The sequence below is a fragment of the Marinomonas rhizomae genome (assembly GCF_024397855.1).
Classification (GTDB): Bacteria; Pseudomonadota; Gammaproteobacteria; order Pseudomonadales; family Marinomonadaceae; genus Marinomonas; species Marinomonas rhizomae_A.
This window is the reverse complement of sequence record NZ_CP073343.1, coordinates 4178073-4201458: the sequence shown is the minus strand read 5'-3', so window position 1 is coordinate 4201458 and position 23386 is coordinate 4178073. Positions and strand designations below refer to the sequence as shown.

Annotated in this window: 17 protein-coding genes and 1 tRNA gene; 15 read left to right on the top strand and 3 right to left on the bottom strand. The window is 43.1% G+C overall.

The annotated features are described in order from the left end of the window. Positions 1 to 52 precede the first annotated feature (52 nt). Positions 53 to 799: a 16S rRNA (uracil(1498)-N(3))-methyltransferase gene (locus KDW99_RS19700; RefSeq protein WP_255827165.1), complete on the bottom strand. Its 747-nt coding sequence runs from the start codon at positions 797 to 799 to the stop codon at positions 53 to 55. Between the two features lie 109 nt (positions 800 to 908). Beyond that, a complete protein-coding gene (metK, locus tag KDW99_RS19695; protein WP_255827164.1) occupies positions 909 to 2072 on the bottom strand; it encodes a methionine adenosyltransferase in 1164 nt (387 codons plus the stop codon). Positions 2073 to 2441: 369 nt separating this feature from the next. Here metK and tkt point away from each other — a divergent pair, with 369 nt between their 5' ends. The 11 genes from tkt (at position 2442) to serA (ending at position 16629) form a co-directional block, all read left to right on the top strand. Further along, the gene (gene tkt, locus KDW99_RS19690; RefSeq protein WP_255827163.1) at positions 2442 to 4442 is read left to right on the top strand and encodes a transketolase; all 2001 of its coding nucleotides are present in this window, start codon (positions 2442 to 2444) and stop codon (positions 4440 to 4442) included. A gap of 110 nt (positions 4443 to 4552) precedes the next feature. Beyond that, on the top strand, positions 4553 to 5584 hold the full coding sequence (locus KDW99_RS19685) for a type I glyceraldehyde-3-phosphate dehydrogenase (protein ID WP_255827162.1): 1032 nt from the start codon (positions 4553 to 4555) through the stop codon (positions 5582 to 5584). A 34-nt stretch (positions 5585 to 5618) separates the two neighbouring features. Next, on the top strand, positions 5619 to 6782 hold the full coding sequence (locus KDW99_RS19680; protein ID WP_255827161.1) for a phosphoglycerate kinase: 1164 nt from the start codon (positions 5619 to 5621) through the stop codon (positions 6780 to 6782). 297 nt (positions 6783 to 7079) lie between these two features. Beyond that, positions 7080 to 8147: a class II fructose-bisphosphate aldolase gene (gene fba, locus KDW99_RS19675; protein ID WP_255827160.1), complete on the top strand. Its 1068-nt coding sequence runs from the start codon at positions 7080 to 7082 to the stop codon at positions 8145 to 8147. Between the two features lie 126 nt (positions 8148 to 8273). Continuing rightward, positions 8274 to 8358, top strand: a tRNA-Leu gene (locus KDW99_RS19670). A 271-nt stretch (positions 8359 to 8629) separates the two neighbouring features. After that, positions 8630 to 9676, top strand: a complete 1047-nt coding sequence (locus KDW99_RS19665) for a substrate-binding domain-containing protein (protein WP_255827159.1) — start codon at positions 8630 to 8632, stop codon at positions 9674 to 9676. Beyond that, positions 9664 to 12258, top strand: coding sequence for a hypothetical protein (locus tag KDW99_RS19660; RefSeq protein ID WP_255827158.1), 2595 nt, complete (start codon positions 9664 to 9666; stop codon positions 12256 to 12258). The genes KDW99_RS19665 and KDW99_RS19660 overlap by 13 nt, the downstream gene beginning before the upstream one ends. Then, a complete protein-coding gene (gene mtnN / locus KDW99_RS19655; RefSeq protein ID WP_255827157.1) occupies positions 12255 to 12950 on the top strand; it encodes a 5'-methylthioadenosine/S-adenosylhomocysteine nucleosidase in 696 nt (231 codons plus the stop codon). The genes KDW99_RS19660 and mtnN overlap by 4 nt, the downstream gene beginning before the upstream one ends. Before the next feature lie 3 nt (positions 12951 to 12953). Next, positions 12954 to 13967 carry a hypothetical protein gene (locus KDW99_RS19650; RefSeq protein WP_255827156.1) on the top strand — a complete coding sequence of 338 codons (1014 nt, stop codon included), beginning with the start codon at positions 12954 to 12956 and terminating at the stop codon, positions 13965 to 13967. A gap of 107 nt (positions 13968 to 14074) precedes the next feature. Further along, the gene (trmA, locus tag KDW99_RS19645) at positions 14075 to 15178 is read left to right on the top strand and encodes a tRNA (uridine(54)-C5)-methyltransferase TrmA (RefSeq protein WP_255827155.1); all 1104 of its coding nucleotides are present in this window, start codon (positions 14075 to 14077) and stop codon (positions 15176 to 15178) included. 221 nt (positions 15179 to 15399) lie between these two features. After that, the gene (gene serA / locus KDW99_RS19640; RefSeq protein WP_255827154.1) at positions 15400 to 16629 is read left to right on the top strand and encodes a phosphoglycerate dehydrogenase; all 1230 of its coding nucleotides are present in this window, start codon (positions 15400 to 15402) and stop codon (positions 16627 to 16629) included. Positions 16630 to 16723: 94 nt separating this feature from the next. Here the strand turns inward: serA and KDW99_RS19635 are convergent, their stop codons facing one another. After that, positions 16724 to 18610, bottom strand: coding sequence for a methyl-accepting chemotaxis protein (locus KDW99_RS19635; RefSeq protein WP_255827153.1), 1887 nt, complete (start codon positions 18608 to 18610; stop codon positions 16724 to 16726). 425 nt (positions 18611 to 19035) lie between these two features. Here KDW99_RS19635 and KDW99_RS19630 point away from each other — a divergent pair, with 425 nt between their 5' ends. The 4 genes from KDW99_RS19630 (at position 19036) to KDW99_RS19615 (ending at position 22979) form a co-directional block, all read left to right on the top strand. Next, positions 19036 to 20145 (top strand): extracellular solute-binding protein, encoded by a 1110-nt coding sequence (locus KDW99_RS19630; protein ID WP_255827152.1) that lies wholly within the window; start codon positions 19036 to 19038, stop codon positions 20143 to 20145. 74 nt (positions 20146 to 20219) lie between these two features. After that, positions 20220 to 21302 carry an ABC transporter ATP-binding protein gene (locus tag KDW99_RS19625; protein WP_255827151.1) on the top strand — a complete coding sequence of 361 codons (1083 nt, stop codon included), beginning with the start codon at positions 20220 to 20222 and terminating at the stop codon, positions 21300 to 21302. After that, on the top strand, positions 21295 to 22182 hold the full coding sequence (locus KDW99_RS19620) for an ABC transporter permease (protein WP_114411459.1): 888 nt from the start codon (positions 21295 to 21297) through the stop codon (positions 22180 to 22182). Before KDW99_RS19625 ends, KDW99_RS19620 begins: the two co-directional genes overlap by 8 nt. After that, positions 22179 to 22979, top strand: a complete 801-nt coding sequence (locus KDW99_RS19615; protein WP_255827150.1) for an ABC transporter permease — start codon at positions 22179 to 22181, stop codon at positions 22977 to 22979. The genes KDW99_RS19620 and KDW99_RS19615 overlap by 4 nt, the downstream gene beginning before the upstream one ends. The last annotated feature ends 407 nt before the right edge of the window (positions 22980 to 23386 follow it).

Sequence of the window (23386 nt, the reverse complement as noted above, 5' to 3'; positions counted from 1 at the left end):
AGTGCCTTAATATGTAGCGATTCTGTTAGTTCTTACAATATGTACAAATGAATCAAATATCGCCCCATAAAGTATTAATAACACTTAGAGCGACCACGGGAGCCGTTTCAGTTCTTAATACTCTAGGTCCTAGAGTAATGGCATTAAACCCTGATTTTTCAGATAGTTGGACCTCTTTTTCGCTTAGCCCGCCTTCTGGCCCAATTAATAATGCTACCTGATTGTTGGAGGGTTTTTCATATTGGCGAATCGGTTTTGCGCTGTGATGGTGTAATGTAAGTGTTAACATTTCGTTACAATTAGAGACCCATTCACTTAATTCTATCGGCGGGTGAACAATCGGAACGACACCACGGCCACATTGCTCGGCTGCACTAACCGCCACTTGCTGCCAATGTTGTTGGCGCTTTTCTGCACGGCTGTCTTGTAGTTTCACTTCACAGCGCTCACTAAAAAGTGGTTGGATAGCAAATACGCCAGCTTCAACAGACTTCTGAATAGCGTAATCCATACGTTCGCCGCGCGATAAAGTTTGTCCAACTGTAACGAGGATGGGGGATTCATTATCTAGTGCTTCGAAATTAGTCACATGAATATTTGCCGAACGCTTCTCAACATCACACAGTGTTGCGTCAAATTGCCCAATTTTGCCGTTAAATTCTCGACCATTAAATACGCGAATAGGGTGGTCTGATTTTAACCTCAGCACTTTACAGAGGTGCTGGAACGCGGAGTCTGGTAGGGCAAGAGTGCTATTCTCATTGAGTTCTGTGTCGATAAAAATTCGTGGAATACGCATGTTTTGCCTTATGTTTTCGAGAGTATTAAAGAATAGAAATAAAAAAGCCTTCTTCTACCCTGTAATAATAGTAGGGCAGAAGAAGGCTTTATAGCGGAAAATTAGGAAATTATAAACCTGCTGCTTTGCGCAATGCGTCCGCTTTGTCTGTTTTTTCCCAAGTGAAGTTTTCACCTTCACGACCAAAGTGACCATAAGCCGCTGTTGGTAGATAGATTGGGCGTTTTAGATCTAACATCTTAATCAAGCCTGCTGGACGTAATTCAAAGTGCTCACGCACTAATTGTGAAATTACCGCATCACTTACTTTACCCGTACCGAAGGTATTGATACTGATTGACGTTGGTTCAGCGACACCGATGGCGTAAGAGATTTGAATTTCACACTTATCAGCCAGTCCCGCCGCAACGATATTTTTCGCTACATAACGACCTGCGTAAGCAGCAGAGCGGTCAACTTTAGACGGATCCTTACCAGAGAAAGCACCACCACCATGACGAGCCATACCGCCGTAAGTATCCACAATGATTTTACGACCGGTTAGACCGCAATCACCCACTGGGCCGCCAATGATGAATTGACCTGTTGGGTTGATAAAGTATTTGGTGTCTTTCGATAACCATTCTGCAGGAAGTACGGGCTTAATGATCTCTTCCATCACAGCTTCACGAAGATCGGCTTGTTTAACGGATGCGCTATGTTGTGTCGAAAGAACAACCGCATCGATAGCACATGGTTTGCCATTTTCATCGTAACGGAAAGTGACTTGGCTTTTCGCATCTGGGCGAAGAAAATCTAAAGTACCGTTTTTACGAACCTCAGCTTGGCGTTGAACCAAACGATGCGCGTAAGTGATCGGCGCAGGCATTAGTACGTCCGTTTCGTTTGTTGCAAAACCAAACATTAAACCTTGGTCGCCAGCGCCTTGTTCTTTTTCATTGGCTTCATCGACACCGACGGCAATGTCAGAGGACTGTTTACCAATGGCATTCATGACGGCACAAGATTCCCAGTCGAAACCCATGTCTGAGCTGTTGTAGCCAATGTCGCGGATAACGCCACGAGATATTTCTTCGATGTCGACCCATGCGTTGGTACGAACTTCACCAGCGACTAATACCATGCCGGTTTTGACGAGGGTTTCACACGCCACGCGGGCTTCTGGATCTTCTGCCAAAATGGCATCAAGAATGGCATCGGACACTTGGTCGGCGATTTTATCGGGATGACCTTCAGAAACGGATTCTGAGGTAAATAAAGAATATTCTGACATATTGAGCTTTCCTCTTTAGCTGAGTTAGTCGCTAAACAGGCATAAAAAAACCTGCTTCGCATCAAAAGTGCTAAACAGGTTCTTGCGTATCTGTTTAGCTGAGTTTATATAGCGCCCGCAAGCCGAGACAAATCGACGCTGTATTAATAGTGCGAATCATGAACTAGCGTTGTTTAAATATCAACCCAGTATGTGGATTTTAATGAGGCAAAAGGCGGTTTTTTTGTTACGATGGTGCAGATTTCTATGTGATTTCATTTTCTTTGCCCTGTGTTTGGGCGTTACGAAGGTGCCAACCTTGTATCGTGGTTCTATCCCGTAGAGAATGTTACTTCTATTGTTCGTTAAGCTATCAGGAGTGGAATAACCATGCCGTCTCGTAAACAACTTGCTAACGCCATACGTGCATTGAGTATGGATGCCGTACAAAAAGCTAACTCTGGTCACCCAGGTGCACCAATGGGTATGGCGGATATCGCTGAAGTGCTATGGAATGATTTTCTAAAGCACAACCCAAACAATTCAAAATGGGTTGATCGCGACCGCTTTGTGTTGTCAAACGGCCATGGCTCTATGCTGATTTATTCTTTACTGCATCTATCCGGTTATAAATTGGCTATCGAAGATTTAAAACAGTTCCGTCAACTTCACTCTAAAACACCGGGTCACCCAGAATACGGTTACACCGATGGCGTAGAAACCACAACGGGTCCATTGGGCGCCGGTATTAGTAATGCTGTCGGTATGGCTCTTGCTGAGAAAACGTTAGCTGCGCAGTTTAACCGTGAAGGGCATACTGTCGTCGACCACAACACCTATTGCTTCCTTGGTGACGGTTGTTTGATGGAAGGTATTTCTCACGAGTCGGCTTCTCTTGCTGGAACGTTAGGTTTGGGCAAATTGGTTGCGTTTTGGGATGACAACGGTATTTCTATCGATGGTCATGTTGAGGGCTGGTTCACTGACAATACACCTCAGCGTTTTGAAGCATACGGTTGGCATGTTATTGCTGATGTAGATGGGCATGATCCAGAAGCGATCAAAGCGGCGATTGAAGCGGCGAAAGCGGAAACAACTAAGCCAACTCTGATTTGCTGCAAAACCATTATCGGTTTTGGTTCGCCAAATAAATCTGGTAGTCATGATTGCCATGGCGCACCACTAGGCGATGCAGAAATTGCGGCTGCTCGTGAATTCCTTGGTTGGCCACATGCACCGTTCGAGATTCCTGCTGACGTTTACTCTGGTTGGGATGCGAAAGAAGCTGGTTCTGCTCGTGAAGCGCAGTGGAATGCTCAATTTGAAGCTTACAAAGCGGCTTACCCAGAATTGGCAGCAGAATTTGAGCGTCGTGTGATTAAAGGCGAATTGCCTGCGGATTTTGAAGCCAAAGCACAAGCTTTCATTCAAGAAAGCCAAGACAAAGGTGAAAGCATTGCGAGCCGTAAAGCCTCTCAGAATTCGATTGGTTTCTTTGGTGCTATGTTGCCAGAGTTGCTAGGTGGCTCTGCGGATCTTGCTGGTTCTAACTTGACGTTATGGTCTGGTTCAAAAGGTATTCAAGATGATCCAGCGGGCAACTATGTTTTCTATGGTGTTCGTGAGTTTGGTATGAGCGGTATCATGAATGGTGCTTCTTTGCATGGTGGTTTTATTAACTACGGTGCGACCTTTATGATGTTTATGGAATATGCCCGTAATGCGGTTCGTATGTCTGCTTTGATGGGCATTCAAAACGTATTTGTTTACACGCACGATTCTATTGGTCAAGGCGAAGACGGTCCAACGCATCAACCTATTGAGCAGTTAGCGAATTTGCGTATGACGCCAAATATGTCTGTATGGCGTCCATGTGATGCGGCGGAAACAGCGATTGCTTGGAAAGCCGGTATTGAACGTCGTACTGGCCCAACGTCTTTGGTATTCTCTCGCCAAGGTTTGCCTGCGCAAGCACGTGATGCACAGCAATTAGCTAACGCAGCGAAAGGTGGCTATGTGCTGAAAGATTGCACTGGTACACCTGATCTTATCTTGATCGCTACAGGTTCTGAAGTAGGCCTAGCAATGGACTCTGCTGAAGCGCTAACAGCGAAAGGCAAGAAAGTGCGTGTGGTTTCTATGCCATCTACGGATGTCTTTGATGCCCAAGACGCCGCGTACAAAGAATCTGTATTACCAAGTAGCGTAACTAAGCGCGTTTCTATCGAAGCGGCTCATACTGATTACTGGTACAAATACGTTGGTTTCGAAGGCGCTATGGTGGGGATGACTACTTTTGGTGAGTCGGCTCCTGGTGGCGATCTTATGAAACACTTCGGCTTTACAGTAGACAATGTGGTTGCGACTGCTGAGAAAATTCTAGCTGCGTAATCTGGTGCTTGATAAGAAAAGAGGTATACGTTTGTATGCCTCTTTTTCCTTTTATGAAGGTGGAAGGTGGTGATTTTTGATCACTTTCTTTGCGATGAAGTAGTAGGAATATGTTGCGAGTCGCTATAAATGGTTATGGTCGTATCGGGCGTTCGGTATTACGAGCTCTGTATGAAAACGGCTACCGCGATCACATTCAAGTGGTTGCTATTAATGAATTGTCCGATATTGAGACAATCAGTTATCTTACTCGCTATGACACGACTCATGGCCGATTCCCTAAGCCTGTTTCGACCCAAGGCAATGCCTTGCTTATAGGTGACGATAGCATTTTATGTTTTTCTCGTGCGACTCCTGATAAGTTGGATTGGTCGTCTCTTGAACTGGATATGGTGTTGGAGTGTTCAGGCAGTTTTTCCAGTCGAGAAGGCGCGCAAGCCTATCTAAATGCAGGTGTTCCCAGAATGTTGCTATCCCAGCCTGCGGCGGCGGATGTGGATTCGACTATTGTGTATGGTTTTAATCATCAGGACATTCAGGCAAATCAAAGCATTGTGTCAGCGGCATCTTGTACGACGAATTGTTTGATTCCGGTTTTGGATGTGGTGAAGCAGTTTGCAGGTGTGGCACATGGTATGACGCAGACTATCCACTCGGCGATGAATGATCAGCCAGTGATTGACGGTTACCACACTAAGGATTTACGTCTAACCCGTGCAGCGTTGAGCTCTATTATTCCAGTTGATACAGGGTTAGCGAAGGGGATTACACGGATGATGCCAGAACTTGACGGAAAGTTGGGTTGTAATGCGGTACGTGTGCCAACATTAAATGTCTCTGTAATTGATTTAGTTTTGCGTACAGAGCGGAATGTGACTGTAGAACAAATAAATACCCAGTTAGAACATGCTGCAAATTCAAAATATGCAGGATTGATGGGGTTTACCAAAGAAGCGCATGCGTCTGTGGATTTTAATCATGATCCACGTTCGGTAATTATAGATAGTACACAAACCCAAGTAATTGATCAGCGAATGGTGAAGTTACTGTGTTGGTTTGATAATGAATGGGGCTACGCTAACCGTATGTTGGATGTGGCTAAGCATTGGGCAGGTGTGATTGAACAATCAAATTTGGATTGAGACATCAGAAGTTTAAACGACGAGGACATCGTACATGACTGTAATTAATATGAAAGACGTGGATCTGAAGAACAAAAGAGTATTGATCCGTGAAGATCTTAACGTACCTGTTAAAGATGGCAAAGTGACGAGCGATGCTCGTATTCGTGCCGCCTTACCAACTATTAAGTTGGCGTTAGCCGCTGGTGCAAAAGTTATGGTGATGTCTCACCTTGGTCGTCCCACAGAAGGGCAGTACGAAGAAGAGTTTTCTCTTCAACCAGTTGCGACACATATTGCTGGTTTGCTAGGACAAGACGTGCCTTTAGTAAAAGATTGGTTGGACGGTGTTGAAGTTGAATCTGGTCAACTTGTTTTGGTTGAAAACGTACGTTTTAACCTAGGTGAGAAAAAAGACGACGAAGTCTTGTCTGAAAAAATGGCGGCTTTGTGTGATGTGTTTGTAATGGATGCATTTGGTACGGCACACCGTGCTCATGCATCAACTCATGGCGTTGCTAAATACGCGCCTGTCGCTTGTGCTGGTCCATTATTGGCGGCAGAGTTAGACGCATTAGGTAAAGCGCTTGATAATCCGGCTCGTCCTTTGGTTGCAGTAGTGGGTGGTTCAAAAGTATCGACTAAATTAACGGTATTAGAATCCTTGTCGAAAGTCTGTGATCAGCTGATCGTGGGCGGTGGTATTTCCAATACGTTTGTTGCTGCTCGTGGCTACAATGTAGGTAAGTCATTGCATGAAAAAGATTTAATCCCTCAAGCTAAAAAGCTAATGGCGGACTTAGATATTCCTGAGTTGACAGATGTTCGTGTTGGAACGGAGTTTTCAGAAACGGCGGTTGCAACGATTAAGCCAGTCGATCAGGTCGATGATAACGAGGAAATTATGGACTTAGGTCCGGATTCTGCTCAAGTACTTGCTGATATTCTAAAAAATGCTAAAACCATTCTATGGAATGGCCCATGTGGCGTTTTTGAGTTTGATAACTTTTCTAAAGGTACAGAGGTGATCGCTCAGGCTATTGCTGATAGCGATGCTTTCTCTGTTGCTGGCGGCGGAGATACATTAGCGGCAATCGATAAATACGGTCTTGCAGATAAGATTTCTTATATCTCAACGGGGGGGGGGGCATTTTTGGAATTTGTTGAAGGAAAAGTGTTGCCAGCGGTTGCGATGTTAGAGTCTCGCGCGCAAAATTAGTATCAAAGAATGACAAAGATCGTTCTAAAGCACTTTATAAGAAATAAAAAGGCGTAAAGCCTATTTCGTTAACATCGGTGTAAGCATAGTGTTAGTTGTGCTGAAAGCGGTGTTAGTGAAAAACAAAACTAGAGAGTGACCTACTCGGCGTGAGTCGGGTATGACAATAACGATAAGGCGTAAGCCACATGGCCTGTCATTGACTGTGCCATGATTACAAGATTATAGAGTTACCTAACACCATAACTCTGTTCGTTATAAATAGAATATAAGACAAATTGTCAGAGGAAATCTTTTATGCCTTTAATTAGTATGCGTCAATTGCTCGATCATGCAGCAGAACACAGCTATGGTTTGCCTGCCTTCAATGTGAATAACATGGAGCAAGTTAAAGCCATTATGGAAGCCGCTCACGAAGTGAATTCTCCCGTTATCATGCAAGCATCTGCTGGTGCCCGCAAATACGCAGGCTCCCACTTCTTACGTCACTTGATTGCTGCGGCGATTGAGGATTACCCACATATTCCAGTGGTTATGCACCAAGATCATGGTACGTCTCCCGCAATCTGTCAGCGATCTATTCAGCTTGGTTTTTCGTCTGTCATGATGGATGGGTCTTTGATGGCTGACGGCAAAACGCCTGCTACTTATGATTACAATGTTGATGTGACTCGTCGCACTGTTGAATTCGCACACGCATGTGGCGTATCCGTAGAAGGTGAGTTGGGTGTGTTGGGATCTCTAGAAACAGGTCAGGCCGGTGAAGAAGACGGTGTTGGCGCTGAAGGTATATTGTCTCATGATCAAATGCTGACAGACCCACAAGAGGCTGTGGACTTTGTGAATGCAACAGGCATTGATGCATTGGCGGTAGCAATTGGCACCAGTCATGGTGCGTACAAATTTACTCGTCCGCCTACTGGTGACATTCTTGATATCGAGCGTATTGCAAGAATCGTTGAGTTACTTCCAAACACGCATATCGTGTTGCACGGATCGTCTTCGGTTCCTCAAGATTGGTTGTCTATCATCAATGAGTTTGGTGGTGATATTCCTGAGACTTACGGTGTTCCAGTAGATGAAATTGTTAAAGCGATTCGTTACGGCGTTCGTAAAGTGAATATTGATACGGATTTACGTTTGGCTGCAACAGGCGCGATTCGTCGTAGCTTAGCGGAACACAAAGGCAACTTTGATCCACGTAAATACTTAACAGAAAGCATCAAGGCCATGAAGGCGGTTTGTATTGACCGTTATGAGGCATTTGGTTGCGCAGGCCAAGCTTCTCGTATTCATACAATGGATCTGGAAGAGATGGCTGTACGCTACGAGCGTGGCGAATACGCTAATGGTCGTGTTTTTTAAACACTACTGTGTTTAAAAAGTGGTGAGTACATAGGGTAAGGGAAATCTTTTTTTAAGTTTTTTGCTAAAAATATAAAAAAACTATTGACCGGAAAATTCAATTACCTATAATGCTCGCCATTCCTTGCGGGAGTGGTGGAATTGGTAGACACGCTGGATTTAGGTTCCAGTGCTTCACGGCGTGAGAGTTCGAGTCTCTCCTTCCGCACCAAATTTAAAAAAAGCTGACTTTATGTCAGCTTTTTTTTTGCCTTATTTATACCTGCCGTTATTTTTAAGCGAGTAGCAGCTCACTTTTCTTCGCTAAATAATTCTATTAAACGCACATTTATCATAATGAAGCGTATTTTCTTGTTCCTGTTATCACCAAAGTTCGTTAATTTGGTTAGAATAATTCTTTCTATGATGTTTCATCGGGTTCGGTAATGCGAAGATTTCGTTTTTTTTTAACATGGATTGTTCTAAGCTGTTGCGCTTCAAGCGTGCAAACTGCAAATATTGCGCTTGACCTCATGGACAGTCAGGAATTTTATCAGCTGATGCCGAGGCAGGGTTCTTTGGCTGAACAGTTCACTACGATTGTTAACTCTCCTCCTAATCCGATGCGCATTTCTCAAACGCGAGCAGTACGTATCGCGTTATTGCTATTTGGTGATATGAACTCTCTCGAGAACAGATCCCTTTTAGTGACATTTCGAAAGCGAATGCGTGAACTTAATGTCGATTATCGTTTAGATACCTATAATGATAGTTTTGATTCTGAGGGTGATTTAACCGCGTATTTCAAAATGGCCGATGCTCAGCCTGATTATATTGTTATGACTAAGTTAGGTTCGGTTCAACGTCGTTTTTTGGAGCGTTTTTTACGTTCGGGCAACCCCAAAGTTATTTTGTACGACTTTGCTTCTCCGCTTACTCATTGGAGAAATCATCCGCCATTAATGTATATAGGTTTTGATCAGAAAAAGGCCACTATTATGCTGGCGAGTTACCTAGAGCGGCAGTTGCCTGAGGGGATAAAGATCTCTGCATTGGTTTTGCCAACAGGCTATCTTGGCCATACGCGTTGTGACTTATTTCTAGATGAGATGACGAAGTATAATCGTCACATTGATCGTATTAGAGCGGTATCCGATGATATAAATAGCGCCTATGAGGCGACTCAAATATTACTGAAAAACAATCCACCCGATTTTATTTTTAGCTGCTCACAGAATATTTCTGAGGGGGTAGTTTCTGCATTACAAGCAGAGGGGGTTGGCTCGAAAATACAAACCAATGCGTGGGGATTATCAGCGAATGGCATGGCTGGTTTAAAAAGTCGCAAGCTCAAGGCAAGTGTTCTTTTTATGAAAGATGATCTTTCTATTGCAGTAGCTGAAGCGATTAAGTTAGACCTTGAAGGAAGAAATATGCCAAGTCTTTATGTTGCTAATTCTTCGCTTGTACCCGCTGAATTAGATTCAGAAAGTTTACGCTTGATGGTACAGCAAGCTCATCACTATTCGGTGGAACTATGGCAGAAGTAGAGATTAGTTTACAACATCGATTACGCCTTAAAGTATTCATATTGGCTGCGGCTGTTTTTGTCGTCGTGACCGCTATGACTTTATATTTTATTGAGGTATTAAATCAGAGTGCAGAGAAAAAAAACTTAGCATTAAAGCATCGTGTTGTTGAGCAAGCTTTCAATGGCTATTTGGCGCGTGCTGAAGATGAAATGAAGTTTATTGGCCAAGATCTTTCCTTGAGTAATTATGCGGCTGGCCGCGAATTAGATTTGCTATTTAGCCACCATGAAGTACTTTTTTTTGGGGGGTTGGATTTTTTCTATATTGAATGGCGAGATGGCAAGCATGCGATGGATCCTAGAGCTCGGTTGTTCACCAAAGTGGATTTGCAATCTATTTTGGGGGAAGGGCTTATTAATCGTTGGACATCAATCGTAACGAAAGACGATTCCATTTTGCTGATGTTTAAAAAACAGCTTTTTTCAGCCGACCAAGAAAATATCGGCTTTTTGTATGGTTTTATTTCTTTAAACGACAATTTAACTTTGGCCAATGAGTTGCTTGAGAGCGCTCAAGTTAGCGCTGTTCGAATTCATGATAATGAAAATGATCGAACCTTGCTTGAAGAGCATAAAGTTGGTGTAGACATGTCTGGAGAGGCATTACACTCTCGCTTACCTTTGATATCGCCTATTCAGGGCGATCTGCAGTTAGATATTATCCAGAAACATGCATTCTCTTCAGCGGTGGTGACCAAGGCATTACCTCTAATCGCTGGTATTGCCGCTGTTTTATTGTGCTCTTGGTTTTTATTATTCCGTCAAATTAGGGAGTTGATTTTTCAGCCTCTTGAATCGATTGCCTTTCGTAACGAAGATACTTTACTGCCTTATAGTGAGTTGTTGCCTATACAGCGGCAAAGCCAACAATATAAAGCCTTTATTGAATCAAAAGAGCATAGATTTAAGCTGCTTACAGAATCAATACACAGCGCAATTATTTTTTGTACTGAAGTAGCAGAAGTTGAATTAATTAACGAGGAGGCTAAGAGTCTTTTTCCTGATGTGGATAAAGCTCGAACACTTTTTGATTTTATGCCGATCTCGTGTCATCAATCGATCCAAGAGGCGTTAAAAGGTGAAGTCGGTGTGTCTTTTGATTTGACGATCAATAGTTTAGGCCGAATTTATCAATGGAAAGCGTATTCATTTAAGAATGAAGGTGACTATCGGGGCTTGTTGTTGGTGGGGCAAAACGTCACTCAAGAAACCAGTTTGACCTGGCAGTTGAAACAGTTGCAGCCATTGTCTTTTGCTTTGCAAAAGAAGGTAGATGTGGATGCTATTTTAAATGAGCTTATGTACCTGTCTGTTTTGCCTGGCCATATTGATAGTAAGCACTTGCAAGGCTGGCTTGGGTTACTTATCTCGGTCTTAGATGATATTAGTAGCGTAGAAGATAGCGTGTCCTATATGGCAATTGGAGATGTTTTTTGCCAAGAAAGCGCTCGGGTTATGGCCTCAATGGGGGTTGAAGCGAATCGAACGTTATTAGATTGTACAGTCGAGTCTGGCAAAAGAACCGTGGCGATGGACGCTAACTTCAGAGGTCTTATTCGTGTCTTGTTTATGATGGTGATGTCGAATGACATGGCCGAACGTCGATTAACGATTCGATTCGATGATTTAGGGCTTGAAATGGTCGCCATGCATGATATGACGTTCAGGCCTTTGTTTCACTGGATGATTAAGATGTTATTGGCGAACTTGGGTGGTCAACAAAAAACCTTACAAAATAATGCCATGCAGATTAATTTGACAGTAGAGGGGCTTGAAGCACCACCCTCATTCAAGCCACTAGCACAGAATAAAGTAGTAGCTTGGGTCGCAAATGATTACCCAAACCCTCTCGCAATAAAAGCGGCTTTAGCACGACTTGGGTTACAAGTGGAAGAGTATGTCTCCGCAGACAGTTTCTTTACTCAGTCCAGTGGTGTGGTGAAATTTGATGCGATATTGATTGGTTGTGATAAAGATGTTGCTGCGCAAGCGGATATGACACGTGCACTTAAATTTAAATACAATCGTGATGATCTGCCGATTGTTTGGCTTAATAGCACTTTGCTCATAGAGGTTGATCCACATGTTTTTACGCTGCAGGGATGTTCTTTCGATTACAATTTACATCAAGTCTTAGTGAAAGCCTGTGAGTTAGAGAGTGTTATTCCTACCCATTCAAATGAACGGGATTTATCTTGGGTGATGGTGGGAGGGAGCCGTATTACTAAGGCTATTTGGTATACCGAATTAGAAAAATATGACGTGACCACTCAATGGCTGGCGGATTTGTCTAATTATCATGTGGTGCTGTCCTATCACCCAGACGCTGTCGTAGTATTGCTTGAGCCTCAGCCTAGGTCGCTTTTGTTATCTATTCAGGAAGTTTTTCCGACAAGTCGACTTTTTTCGGTACAAAGGTGGCCTGAAATGCCGGATAATGTGGCGCTTTTCGATATGACATTGCCTTATTCTGGCGATCAAATACGACTTTTTACACAAAAAGTTATGCAGCAAAATACAAACAGTAGGAGCAGTGAATGAGCGTAATTGGATTAATTGGTGCCATGGATGAAGAAGTCGCGGTTATCAAAGAATGGATGACAGACGTCCGTGAACAGACCATTGCTGGTTGTGATTTTTTTGTTGGGCACTTTGAAGGTAAAGATGTTGTTCTGTTGAAATCGGGTATTGGCAAAGTAAATGCGGCGGTTTCAACGACGTTATTGTTGTCTCAATTTAAACCGGAGTATGTCATCAATATTGGTTCAGCTGGCGGTTTTGACCCTGAATTACAGGTTGGCGATGTCGTGATTTCGGATCAAGTGGTTCATCACGATGTGGATGTAACCGCTTTTGGTTATGTAATGGGACAAGTTCCAAATATGCCAGCAACTTATGTGGCTGATGAAGCGCTCGTGAGTAAAGCAAAGCAAGCATTGCAGGCTGTCACTCAAGTACAAGCAAAGGTTGGTTTGATTGGCACTGGGGATAGCTTCATGAATGATCCTGTTCGAGTGGAAGCTGTTAGAGCCATTTTTCCTGAATTGGTAGCTGTTGAAATGGAAGCGGCGGCGGTTTCTCAAGTGTGTTTCAAATTTGGAACGCCATTTGTCGTAGTACGCTCTCTATCTGATATCGCTGGTAAAGAATCTCCTCAAAGCTTTGAAGAATACCTTAAAGTAGCGGCTGAAAACTCTTCTCTGATGATTCAACAAATGCTGAAAGGCAGCTAAATAATGCCATTGAAAAAGGGCTATATTGTTGCAATTTGCTTGGTAACTGGCTGGCCCTTAGCCGCTTTTTCTGCAGAAAACACTGATAATACGAATAGCCAAACAACGAATAATGAGTCTTTAGAAGCTACGAGGGAGGATGAATCGGGGGAGGTGGGCTGGCTGATTGGGTCGCATGAAACCGTATCTAAAAAAATCGGCAGTTGGTCAACAAATATCGATTCTTTTTTGTCGGGTAGGCCAAGCAATCAACAATCTGATAGCTCTATACAAATCCGTTTTGGTTCGGTTCTTAGTAAAGATAAGGGGGAGCAAACTGGCTTTTTTGATTTTAATGCACAATTGAAATTACCGAATACCCAAGACAGGCTGCGTTTGATCGTAGAATCTGACTCAGACTCGTTAGCGCCTGAAAGTTTACGGGGCGAGTCTTCGCAACAAAATAATGTTGTTAAATCTGCCCTTAAATCGAGTATTTCTGCAGCGGTACGCTATATAAAAGAGGATATAGGAATGGATATTGATGCGGGTATCCGAGTCGATTTCCCTCTAGATCCTTTCTTGAGAATACGTTTAAAGCAAGGACAAACTCTAGATCGCTTTGATTGGTGGCAGGAGCAAGAAGCGTTTGCCTATTACTCTAAAGGTATCGGGGCTCGCTACGGGATTGGATTGGGGTATGCCATTTTGCCTCGGTTAAGTTTTACTACAGACTTTAGTGTGGCTTGGCTTGATAAAGAGGGGATGTTTTACGCCCGTGAAAACTTTGTTTTTCAACATGAGATAAATAAAAAAAACCGCCTAGGCTATCAATTGAGCTTTCTTCAGTCTGGAGAACACTCGATTGAACCTGATAGTTTTTTATACAACATTCAGTACGAACGACTTCTATACAAAGATTGGCTCATTGGTCAGATTAAACCTCAGTTTACTCATGAAGCCGATGAGGATTATGACGGCACATTTTCGTTGACCCTCTCTTTAGTCATTTTGCTTGGCCCCGAATATCTTCATTAAGAGGCCGCTTTATTTTTTGATTTGTTTGCATGTGATTAGATTTGTATACGGGGAACTCGTATAATGCCGCGCTCTATCAGTATCTATCGCTTTCAAGAGAATCAGCCATGAGACCGGATCAAATCCAACCAGAAATGTACCAAGAACAGCTGCAAAAAAAGCAGTCTGATCTCGCTTCTTTAATGGCGACTTTGTCATTGCCTGAGATGGAAGTATTCGCGAGTCTGCCTTCTCATTATCGTATGCGGGCTGAGTTCCGAATTTGGCATGATGGTGATGATTTATATTATGCGATGTTTGATTCTGCCGACCCAAGAACACCGATTCGTACTGATCAATTTCTCGCGGCATCGAGCCTTATTAATGAGCTGATGCCAAAACTCCTGGATGCGGTTCGGGATATTCCAGTCTTGCGCTACAAATTATTCCAAGTGGATTTTCTAACCACGACAACGGGCGAAGCGCTAATTAGTTTACTTTACCATAAGCCGATTGATGATGAATGGAATGCCGCTGTTCAAGAGTTAAATAGCGCTTTTCCTGCTTGTCACTTTATTGGCCGTAGCCGTAAGAAGAAGCAAATTATCACTCGTGATTTTGTGATGGAGACGTTAACGGTAAACGGTGAAAAATTTCATTACCAACAAGTAGAAAATAGTTTTACGCAGCCTAATGCTGGTATCAGTGAAAAAATGTTGGAATGGGCGTTGGATGTGACGAAGAACGCATCGGGTGATTTGCTAGAAATGTACTGTGGCAATGGTAATTTTTCTATTCCATTGGCACGTCGTTTTGACCGCGTGGTTGCGACCGAAATCTCCAAAGTGTCGGTAAACTCTGCTCAGCTAAATATTGCTATCAACGGAATGCATAATATTCAAGTGGTCAAAATGGCCAGTGAAGATGTATCCGCAGCGTTGAATGGTGATGCTGAGTTGCCTAAAAGTTTGGTTCAGGCTGGTGTGAGCGAATTGACGCCCTCCGTTGTTTTGGTTGATCCTCCGCGAGCAGGCCTAGACGATGCAACGGTAGAGCTCATACGTAAAATAGATTCTATTCTGTATATTTCCTGTAATCCTGAAACATTAAAGGCGAATTTAGAAGCTTTATCGAGCACTCACGAAGTGGTTCGATATGCGATGTTTGACCAGTTTCCTTATACGCATCATGTGGAAACTGGCGTTTTCTTGGAACGTAAGCTTAATTCCTAATATAAAAAAAGAGGCTGAAATGCCTCTTTTTTTATATTGATCACAGTGTGACTCACATTTTGTTATTAAGACGCTTAGATTGCATTAGCATCAATATTCTGTATGAGTTTCATTCTTATCATAATGAAAGACATTCTTGTATCTTGAATACGACAAAGAATGTTCTGTGGTAACATATGCGCATACATTTCCCCCACCATAATAGAGAAGTCGAACGAGCCATGAGCAACAACTCACTAGACAAAGGCAAAATCAAAATTTTGTTATTAGAAGGCGTTCATCAATCTGCATTGGACGCATTGCATGACGCAGGCTACACCAACATTGAATATCACAAAACTGCACTAGCAGAAGATGAGCTGATCGAGAAAATCTCGGAAGCGCATTTTATTGGTATTCGTTCTCGCACTCAGTTGACTGAAAAAGTCTTAGCGCATGCTAATAAGCTGGTTGCTATTGGTTGTTTCTGCATTGGTACAAACCAAGTTGATTTAGATGCGGCAAGCGAAAAAGGCATTGTGGTATTTAATGCGCCTTACTCTAATACTCGAAGTGTTGCTGAGTTGGTGTTGGGTCAATTAATTCTATTGCTTCGCGGCATTCCTGCGAAAAACGCGGCATGTCATCGCGGTGGTTGGATTAAGTCTGCTGTAGGGTCTTTCGAAACTCGTGGTAAGCGTTTAGGTATTATTGGTTACGGAAGTATTGGCACTCAATTGAGCGTTTTGGCGGAATCCTTAGGCATGGAAGTATGCTTTTACGATATCGTCACCAAGTTACCTTTGGGTAATGCGCGTCAAATTAAGAGCCTGAAAGAATTACTTTCCACAAGCGATATTATTAGCTTGCATGTGCCAGAAACGAATTCTACTAAGATGATGATTGGCGCAAAAGAAGTTTCACAGATGAAGCAAGGCTCTATTTTTATTAACGCTTCGCGCGGTACTGTCGCTGATCTAGATGCTGTGGCAGAAGCGATTAAAACAGGCGCTTTGGGTGGCGCTGCAGTCGATGTATTCCCTGTTGAGCCCAAAGGCAATGACGAAGAGTTTGTTTCTCCACTTCGTGGTTTGGACAATGTGATTCTAACGCCTCATATCGGCGGTAGCACAATGGAAGCGCAAGAGAACATTGGTATTGAAGTGGCTGATAAGCTGGTTAAATACTCTGATGTTGGTACGACAATCGCAGCGGTTAACTTCCCTGAAGTGGCACTACCAGCTCAAGCGAACAACCATCGTATTCTTCATATTCATGAAAACCGCCCAGGTGTACTTTCTAAGATCAACGCGATCTTCTCTGAGAACAACATCAATATCACGGGTCAGTACCTTCGTACTACGGAGAAGCTTGGCTACATGGTAATGGACGTAGATGCAGAAGAAGGCGAATTAGCGCTTGAGAAAGTGAAAGAAGTCGAAGGAACCGTTAAAGCACGCGTTTTGTTTTAAACTTTTACTTTGTATTCTTAATAAAAAATCCAGCTACGGCTGGATTTTTTGTTTCTGTGACTTTTCATTTTGGATGAGAATTCAGCCTTGGGAGTTAGCTAATTCCTAAGGTTGTCGTGATGTCTTGAATCTTCTGTTTGATGTTGTTTGTCACGCCTGTCATAAATTCTTCCGATTCGTTTGCTTGCTCTCTGACTTTTACCACAGCACTATTTAGCTTATTCATGCCCAATTTTTGCTCCGCAGCATAGCCTGTTGCCTTTTTCGCCAAGTGACTCGATTGTTTAGACTTTTCGAGAATATCTTGAGCGGACTGTCCGAGCGCGTGGGTTAAGTCTATTTGCTCGATCGAAGCCGTTTCAATCAGTTCGATATTCTGGGTCAGTTTATCTGTCACCGATGTAAGAAGAGAGAAAATCTTAGTGATTTCTTCTAGGGATTGTTGGGTTCGGGTTGAAAGTGTTCTTACCTCAGAGGCGACGACAGCAAAACCACGGCCATGTTCACCCGCTCGTGCGGCTTCAATGGCAGCGTTTAGTGCGAGTAAATTGGTTTGCTCTGAAATGTCTTTGATACCACCGACAATCGACGATGCGCTAGACACGGATGAGTTTAAACTGGTTAATGCCTTTTTGCTACTACTAAGTCGATCCACCGTTGTTTGATTGGCGGCGGCTAACGAAGCGGCTTGTTTCACGCTGTGTGTCATCGCGGCATTGGTATCGGTAGCATAACTTGCTACTTCTTGAGCACGCACTTCTGCTTTGCCTGCAAGGGTCTCTACTTGATTCGACATGTTAAGCGTATCATCCAGTTCTTGTCGCGATGCTGAGCTCAGTTCGTGTACTTGTCCAAAAGCATTGAGCATGTCATTGAGTGATGTCGAAATGTTACTGAGCTCGGTATCCCGTTGCTGGCGTTGCACAGCTATTTGTTCTAGGTAGCGATTTAAATAGTGTGCTACGTCCGACAGTTCATTTTTATTCTTTCCGACTTTAAGAGAGTTGATGTTTTGATGTTCAACCAAGTCTTTTACCGCTGCGTATAAGTCTCTAGCACTTTTTACAACGACTCTATTTTGAAATATATGCACTGAAATAGTGGTTAATATCATCAGGATGACAAAGATAGAAAATGCGATCAAGGTTTGTTGTTGAGTCTCTTGAGCACTTTTCTGAATGTCTTCAGTGCCTGCTTTTAAAATGTCTTCAAGTTGGCTAATTAATGACCGAATTTTGTTTTGTGCGGTTAGAGCTTGTTGGATATTGATAAGACTAGAATCAACGTCTTTTAGATATCGGCTTGACCAAGTATGAAGTTCGCTTTTGGTTTCTTCGAGAGGATCGTCTACTTCGGTTGCGTCTTCTACGTCGCTTGCCCATCCCATTAATGACGCCAAGTCATCAGCTGAGTCAGTATCTTGTTCTTCATTCAGTTCTAGAATGGGGAGTGTATTAAAGTCAGCGATATGAGATTGAAATGTTGCAATAGATTGAACTAAGCGCTGTTTATTGTCCGCTGTGTTTTTGGCAAGATAGTTATCTTTTGCGTCACTCATATTCGCAAGGTCTGCGTACAGTAAAGCTTGGCTTGCTAAGTAAGCTGCGGCGGATTGCATATCATGCAGTGATTGAAATTGTGCAATCTTATCCGACAGGGTATTTAGTGATAACAAGGTTTGCCTTTCATTGTTTTCGATCAAAGCATAGGGATTTCCAGATAGCTTTCCTGCCGCTCTAACGTCAGATTGAAGGCTCTTTTCTATTTCAATTAATTGGTTGTTAATTGGGTCTTTGATCGTATCGGGAAGTGAGCTAAGTGCGGGGCGAATCTGTTTCGCGATGAATTCCTGTGAAGATTGGAGTGCGGATGCTTCCCCTGACGATAAATAGCCTTCAATTTTCTGCTTTAAATTAATAGAAGAATATTCCCAAACTTGTGTGTAGGCGTCACTTTGCTCAAAGGCGCTGCGAAATTTCATTAAACTCCAAAGGAGCAGGGCGACAAGCATGACCGCAATAACCAGATAGCTTGCGGTTGTTGTGCGTGTGACATGGGATATTTTCAATTCAGAACCTACTTTAATTTACATAAAACGACGAATACGACTACCTTAATATGTGTATGTGACAAATATGTGACTTACGCTGTGTGTGATATACGAAGCAGAGAGTGTACTAAATCTAACGAATTGACCAAAAACGACATATCTTTGTCTTTTTGCGCATCAATTGGTGTAATTTCTGTCCAATTGGAAAAAAAACCTTCCATGGTCACTTTTTCGTCATTATTTTGTATTAGATTAAAAAAGAAATTAAACGATCGTTTAATTAAAAGAGTGTTTTGGCTGTTAAGCCGCTTTTTCTTGAAATAGCAATTAATCATAAAATATAAAGGAGCTCAAGAATGACCCTTTCCCGTCGCCAATTCGTGAAAGGCGCCTCTATCGCAGGTGCTGTTGCCGCTACCCCATTTTCGATTAACAAAGCCATTGCGGCTAATAAAGAGCTACGTATTTATGCGTGGGCTGGTTATATAACTGATGAAATGTTAGCGGACTTTAAAGCCAAAACTGGTATTAACGCGACGTTTACACCATACGGTACCAATGATGAGTTGATGAACTCTTTGCGTGCTACGGATGGAACCGGCTTCGATATTATTATGCCGACAGTTGACCGTGTCCCAGGTTATGTTGATTACGATTTAGTGCAGCCGCTTGATGTGAAAAGAGTTAATTGGGATGGCTGCTTGGAGAGCGCTTTATCCGGATCGGATGTTGGCGGGATCGTAAATGGTAAGCGTTACTTCGCCCCATCTGATTGGGGAACCGAGGCAATTGCTTATAATAAAAATGATGCAAAAATCAGTAAAGAGCTAAGTTATGGTGACCTTTGGTTGCCAGAAAACGCGGGTGGTGTAACGGTTCGTGGTCACTCGGCTCTTGTCGGCATTGGTTTGTGGCTAGAAAAAGCGGGCAAACTTCCTTTCCCTTTATTGGACTCGTACAAAAACGAAAAAGCCATGCGTGCTAACTTTGATGTCATCTTAAAAGTAGCTGCCGAACATAAGGGCGCACTTGCTCAGTTCTGGTCTACAGAGAATGAAGCGCAAGGTGCATTTCGTACTAATGGCGCAATTATCGGTCAAACTTGGGACAGCACCGCATTTAAATTGCAATCAGAAGGCGAGCCTATTGCCTACGGCGCACCAAAAGAAGGTGCGTTGGCATGGATGGAAGGCTTTGTTATTCCTAAAAACGCCAATAACGTGGATTCAGTTTATGAATTCATTAACTGGTATTACACGCCGGAAGCGGGCGCTATGTTTGTTAAGTCCACTGGTTATAACTCTACATCAAAAGGTGCGGATGCTTTATTACCAGCGGAAACTAAGCAGTTCTTCCAAGACTCTTACAGCGAGCAAGATCTCGCCAACCTATGGTGGTGGCCTATTCAGGAACCATGGTACGTTGCACTGCGTAACGAATACCAAGACCGTTACTTGTCTGCATAACCTCGAAGGCCCCTTGTGACTTTATGTCGCAAGGGGCTTTTTTGTATCGAGAAAAAATAACCAGCGAGAGAAATATGGATAGCAGTGTTCACTTAGATAATACCGTCATGCAATTCGGCGACTTTACCGCCATACAGAAAACCGATCTAACGATACAATCCGGAGAGTTTTTTAGTTTCTTAGGCCCTTCAGGTTGTGGCAAGACCACGATCCTAAACATGATTAGTGGCTTTATAGACCCAACACAGGGCGATATTAAAATTGGTGGTAAGAGCATGCGTGGCGTGCCGGCCAATAAACGTCCAACCTCGATGATTTTTCAAAACCTCGCACTTTTTCCTCTTATGACCGTGGCCGAAAATATTGAGTTCGGCTTAGAGGTTCGCGGTGTTTCGAAAAGTGAGCGCAAAAAAGCCTCGGACCGCTTGCTCGAATTGGTGGCCCTTGAAGGCAGTGGGGCAAAAAAAGTTTCTGAGTTATCCGGTGGCCAAAGACAGCGAATTGCCATTGCACGTGCATTAGCTGTAGAGCCGCAAGTTTTGTTATTGGATGAGCCATTATCCGCATTAGATTTGAAATTACGCCAGCATATGCGTACCGAGTTGAAAGCTATTCAGCGTAAAACAGGCATCACTTTCATCTATATTACTCATGACCAAGGCGAGGCGCTGACTATGTCAGACCGAGTGGCTGTTATGTCTGCAGGTCGCATTCAGCAAGTTGCTGATCCTATTACTTTATATAGAGATCCCCATACCGCATTTGTTGCCTCTTTTGTGGGTGAAAATAATGGCGTTTCAGGCAAAGTGATTGAAGCCAACTCTGATCTTGTCGTATTGGATTGTGGGCCACTGGGTAAGTTAGCAGGGCGCTCACAAGGCAACATTGCTATTGGCACTGATGCCACGCTTTTTATTCGCCCAGAGCACTTTAGATTACAAGCAGAAAATGGAATGCACACCTTAGGAGCGACTATCGATGAAGTTAATTTTGAGGGTGCGTATCTGACTTTAAATGCCAAAACGCCTGCCGACCAAGCTTTGTCTATTCAGCTTGGGACTCACCAGTACTCTGAATCGTTAAAAAAAGGCGCACCCGTTAGCCTTTCTTATAATGAGCGAGATGCCATTGTGATTGCCGGAGGCGACCATGTTTAGTCAACTGAAGTCGCGATTTGGTAGCGGATTGGCGGTTGGCATTATAGGTATGATTGCGATCTGGTTGATAGGCTTGGTAATTTTGCCGCAGATTTTGATGGTGGATTACTCATTTCGCCCGAATCTATTACCTGCTGACATAGGCGGGCCAAAAGACGTCTATTCACTGACAAATTATGAGACGCTGTTTAGCAATAAAATACACTTGGCCATTTTCTTCAAAACCATCTGGTCAAGCGTACTAGTAACGGGATTAACGTTAGTTGTTAGTTATCCTATTGCGTTTTACCTCGCGAAAGTCGCAACACCTCAAAAAGCGGCGCTCTGTTTGTTGTTGTTGATTATCCCGTTTTGGATCAATGAAATTCTGCGCACATTTTCTTGGTACATCATTCTTGCTTATAAAGGACCGCTGAATGCTCTATTACTAGGGCTGGGGCTTATCGATCGACCTATTCGGTTTTTATCTGGCGATGGCGGAGTGCTCATTGGTATGGTTTACGCCTACATCTTGTTTATGATCTTTCCTATATACAACGCGATTGAGAGCTTGGACACCAATCAGATTAAAGCGGCACGCAATTTGGGGGCAGGCTGGATTCGTACCCATTGGCGTGTGGTGATTCCGCATGCCAAGCCAGGTATTGCGACGGGCTGTATCATGACCTTTATGCTGGCGGCGGGTAGTTATGCAGTACCTGCTTTATTAGGTTCTCCCGGAAGTCGTTGGTTTACGCAAATTATTTATAATTGGTTCTTTGAGGGTGGGGATTGGAATCAAGGGGCTGCCTATGCCTTCTTGCTGTTAATTATCTGTATCGGTTTCATCGCTTTGGTGATGCGTATTTTTAAAGTAGGTTTGGGGGACATTGCAAAATGAAGTCTGAAACTATCATGCGCTTCGCCGTACGTTTTTATATTGGTGTATTTTTTGTCTATCTATTCACGCCGCTTATTATTATGGGGCTGGCAACATTTAACGATAGCCGTTTTCCTACTGTGTCGCCTTGGAAAGGGGCAACGCTCAAATGGTTTGAGGCGCTTGCTCAAGATGGTGCCATGTGGACCGCTTTATGGACAAGTGTTGTAGTAGCTGCTGGTGTATTGGCGGTTGCAGTGCCGATTGGTATTTGCTGTGCTTTGTTTTTATCAACAGTTCAGGGCAGAGGAAAAACCTTTTTGTATTCGTTGATGATGTCGCCGTTATTAACACCGGGTGTAATTGTGGGGATTTCGACACTTATCTTCTGGAAGGGCTTGTCAGTGAGTGGTGGTGTCTTCTTAACCGTCGTTGCTCAAACTACCTTTATTGCTGCTTATGTCATGTTAATGGTATTGGCTCGTTTGCAGCGATTTGATCGTACGCTTGAAAATGCAGCGTTAAGTTTGGGGGCAACTCAATGGCAAGCGTTCCGACGTATTCTTTTGCCTTATTTGAAGCCAGCAATTTTCTCGGCAGCAGCAATTGCTTTTTTACAATCGTTTGAAAACTATAACACGACGTTGTTTGTTAAAGGCTATGACACGACATTAACGGTTTACATTGCCTCTAAGGTAAGAACAGGGTTAACACCTGCGGTAAATGCGCTAGGGTTAGTGATGATTTCTGTCACCATCTTGTTAGCTGTTATTTACGAAGTGAAGCGTCGTCGAGAGCTTTCTATCAGTTCATCATAAAATAGATAACTTTTATTAAGAACAGAAAAGGCCATTATTTGTACGAATAATGGCCTTTTTTATGGTTTTTGTATGTTTGGCGATCAGTTTTTGGGGGTGTAGCAAATAAATATGACAAATTTATAAAAAACCTAAGAAAAGGGTTGCACAAAATCTGTAGATCCTTAATATACGCCCTCGCTGACACGGACAAGGCTTCAGAGCAACGAAGACCAAGTTCAACTAACTAAATATGATTTGGTTAGTCATTCAAGTTAGCACGCTCTTTAAAATAGATAATCAGATAATTTGTGTGGGCGCTCGCTAGAGGCTTCAGAAGATTGTCCGGATTGGTTTTTAACTGATTCGAGATGATCAAAAAAATTGAAGTCTTGCGAAACGTCTAACACGTCAATTCGCTTTATGTT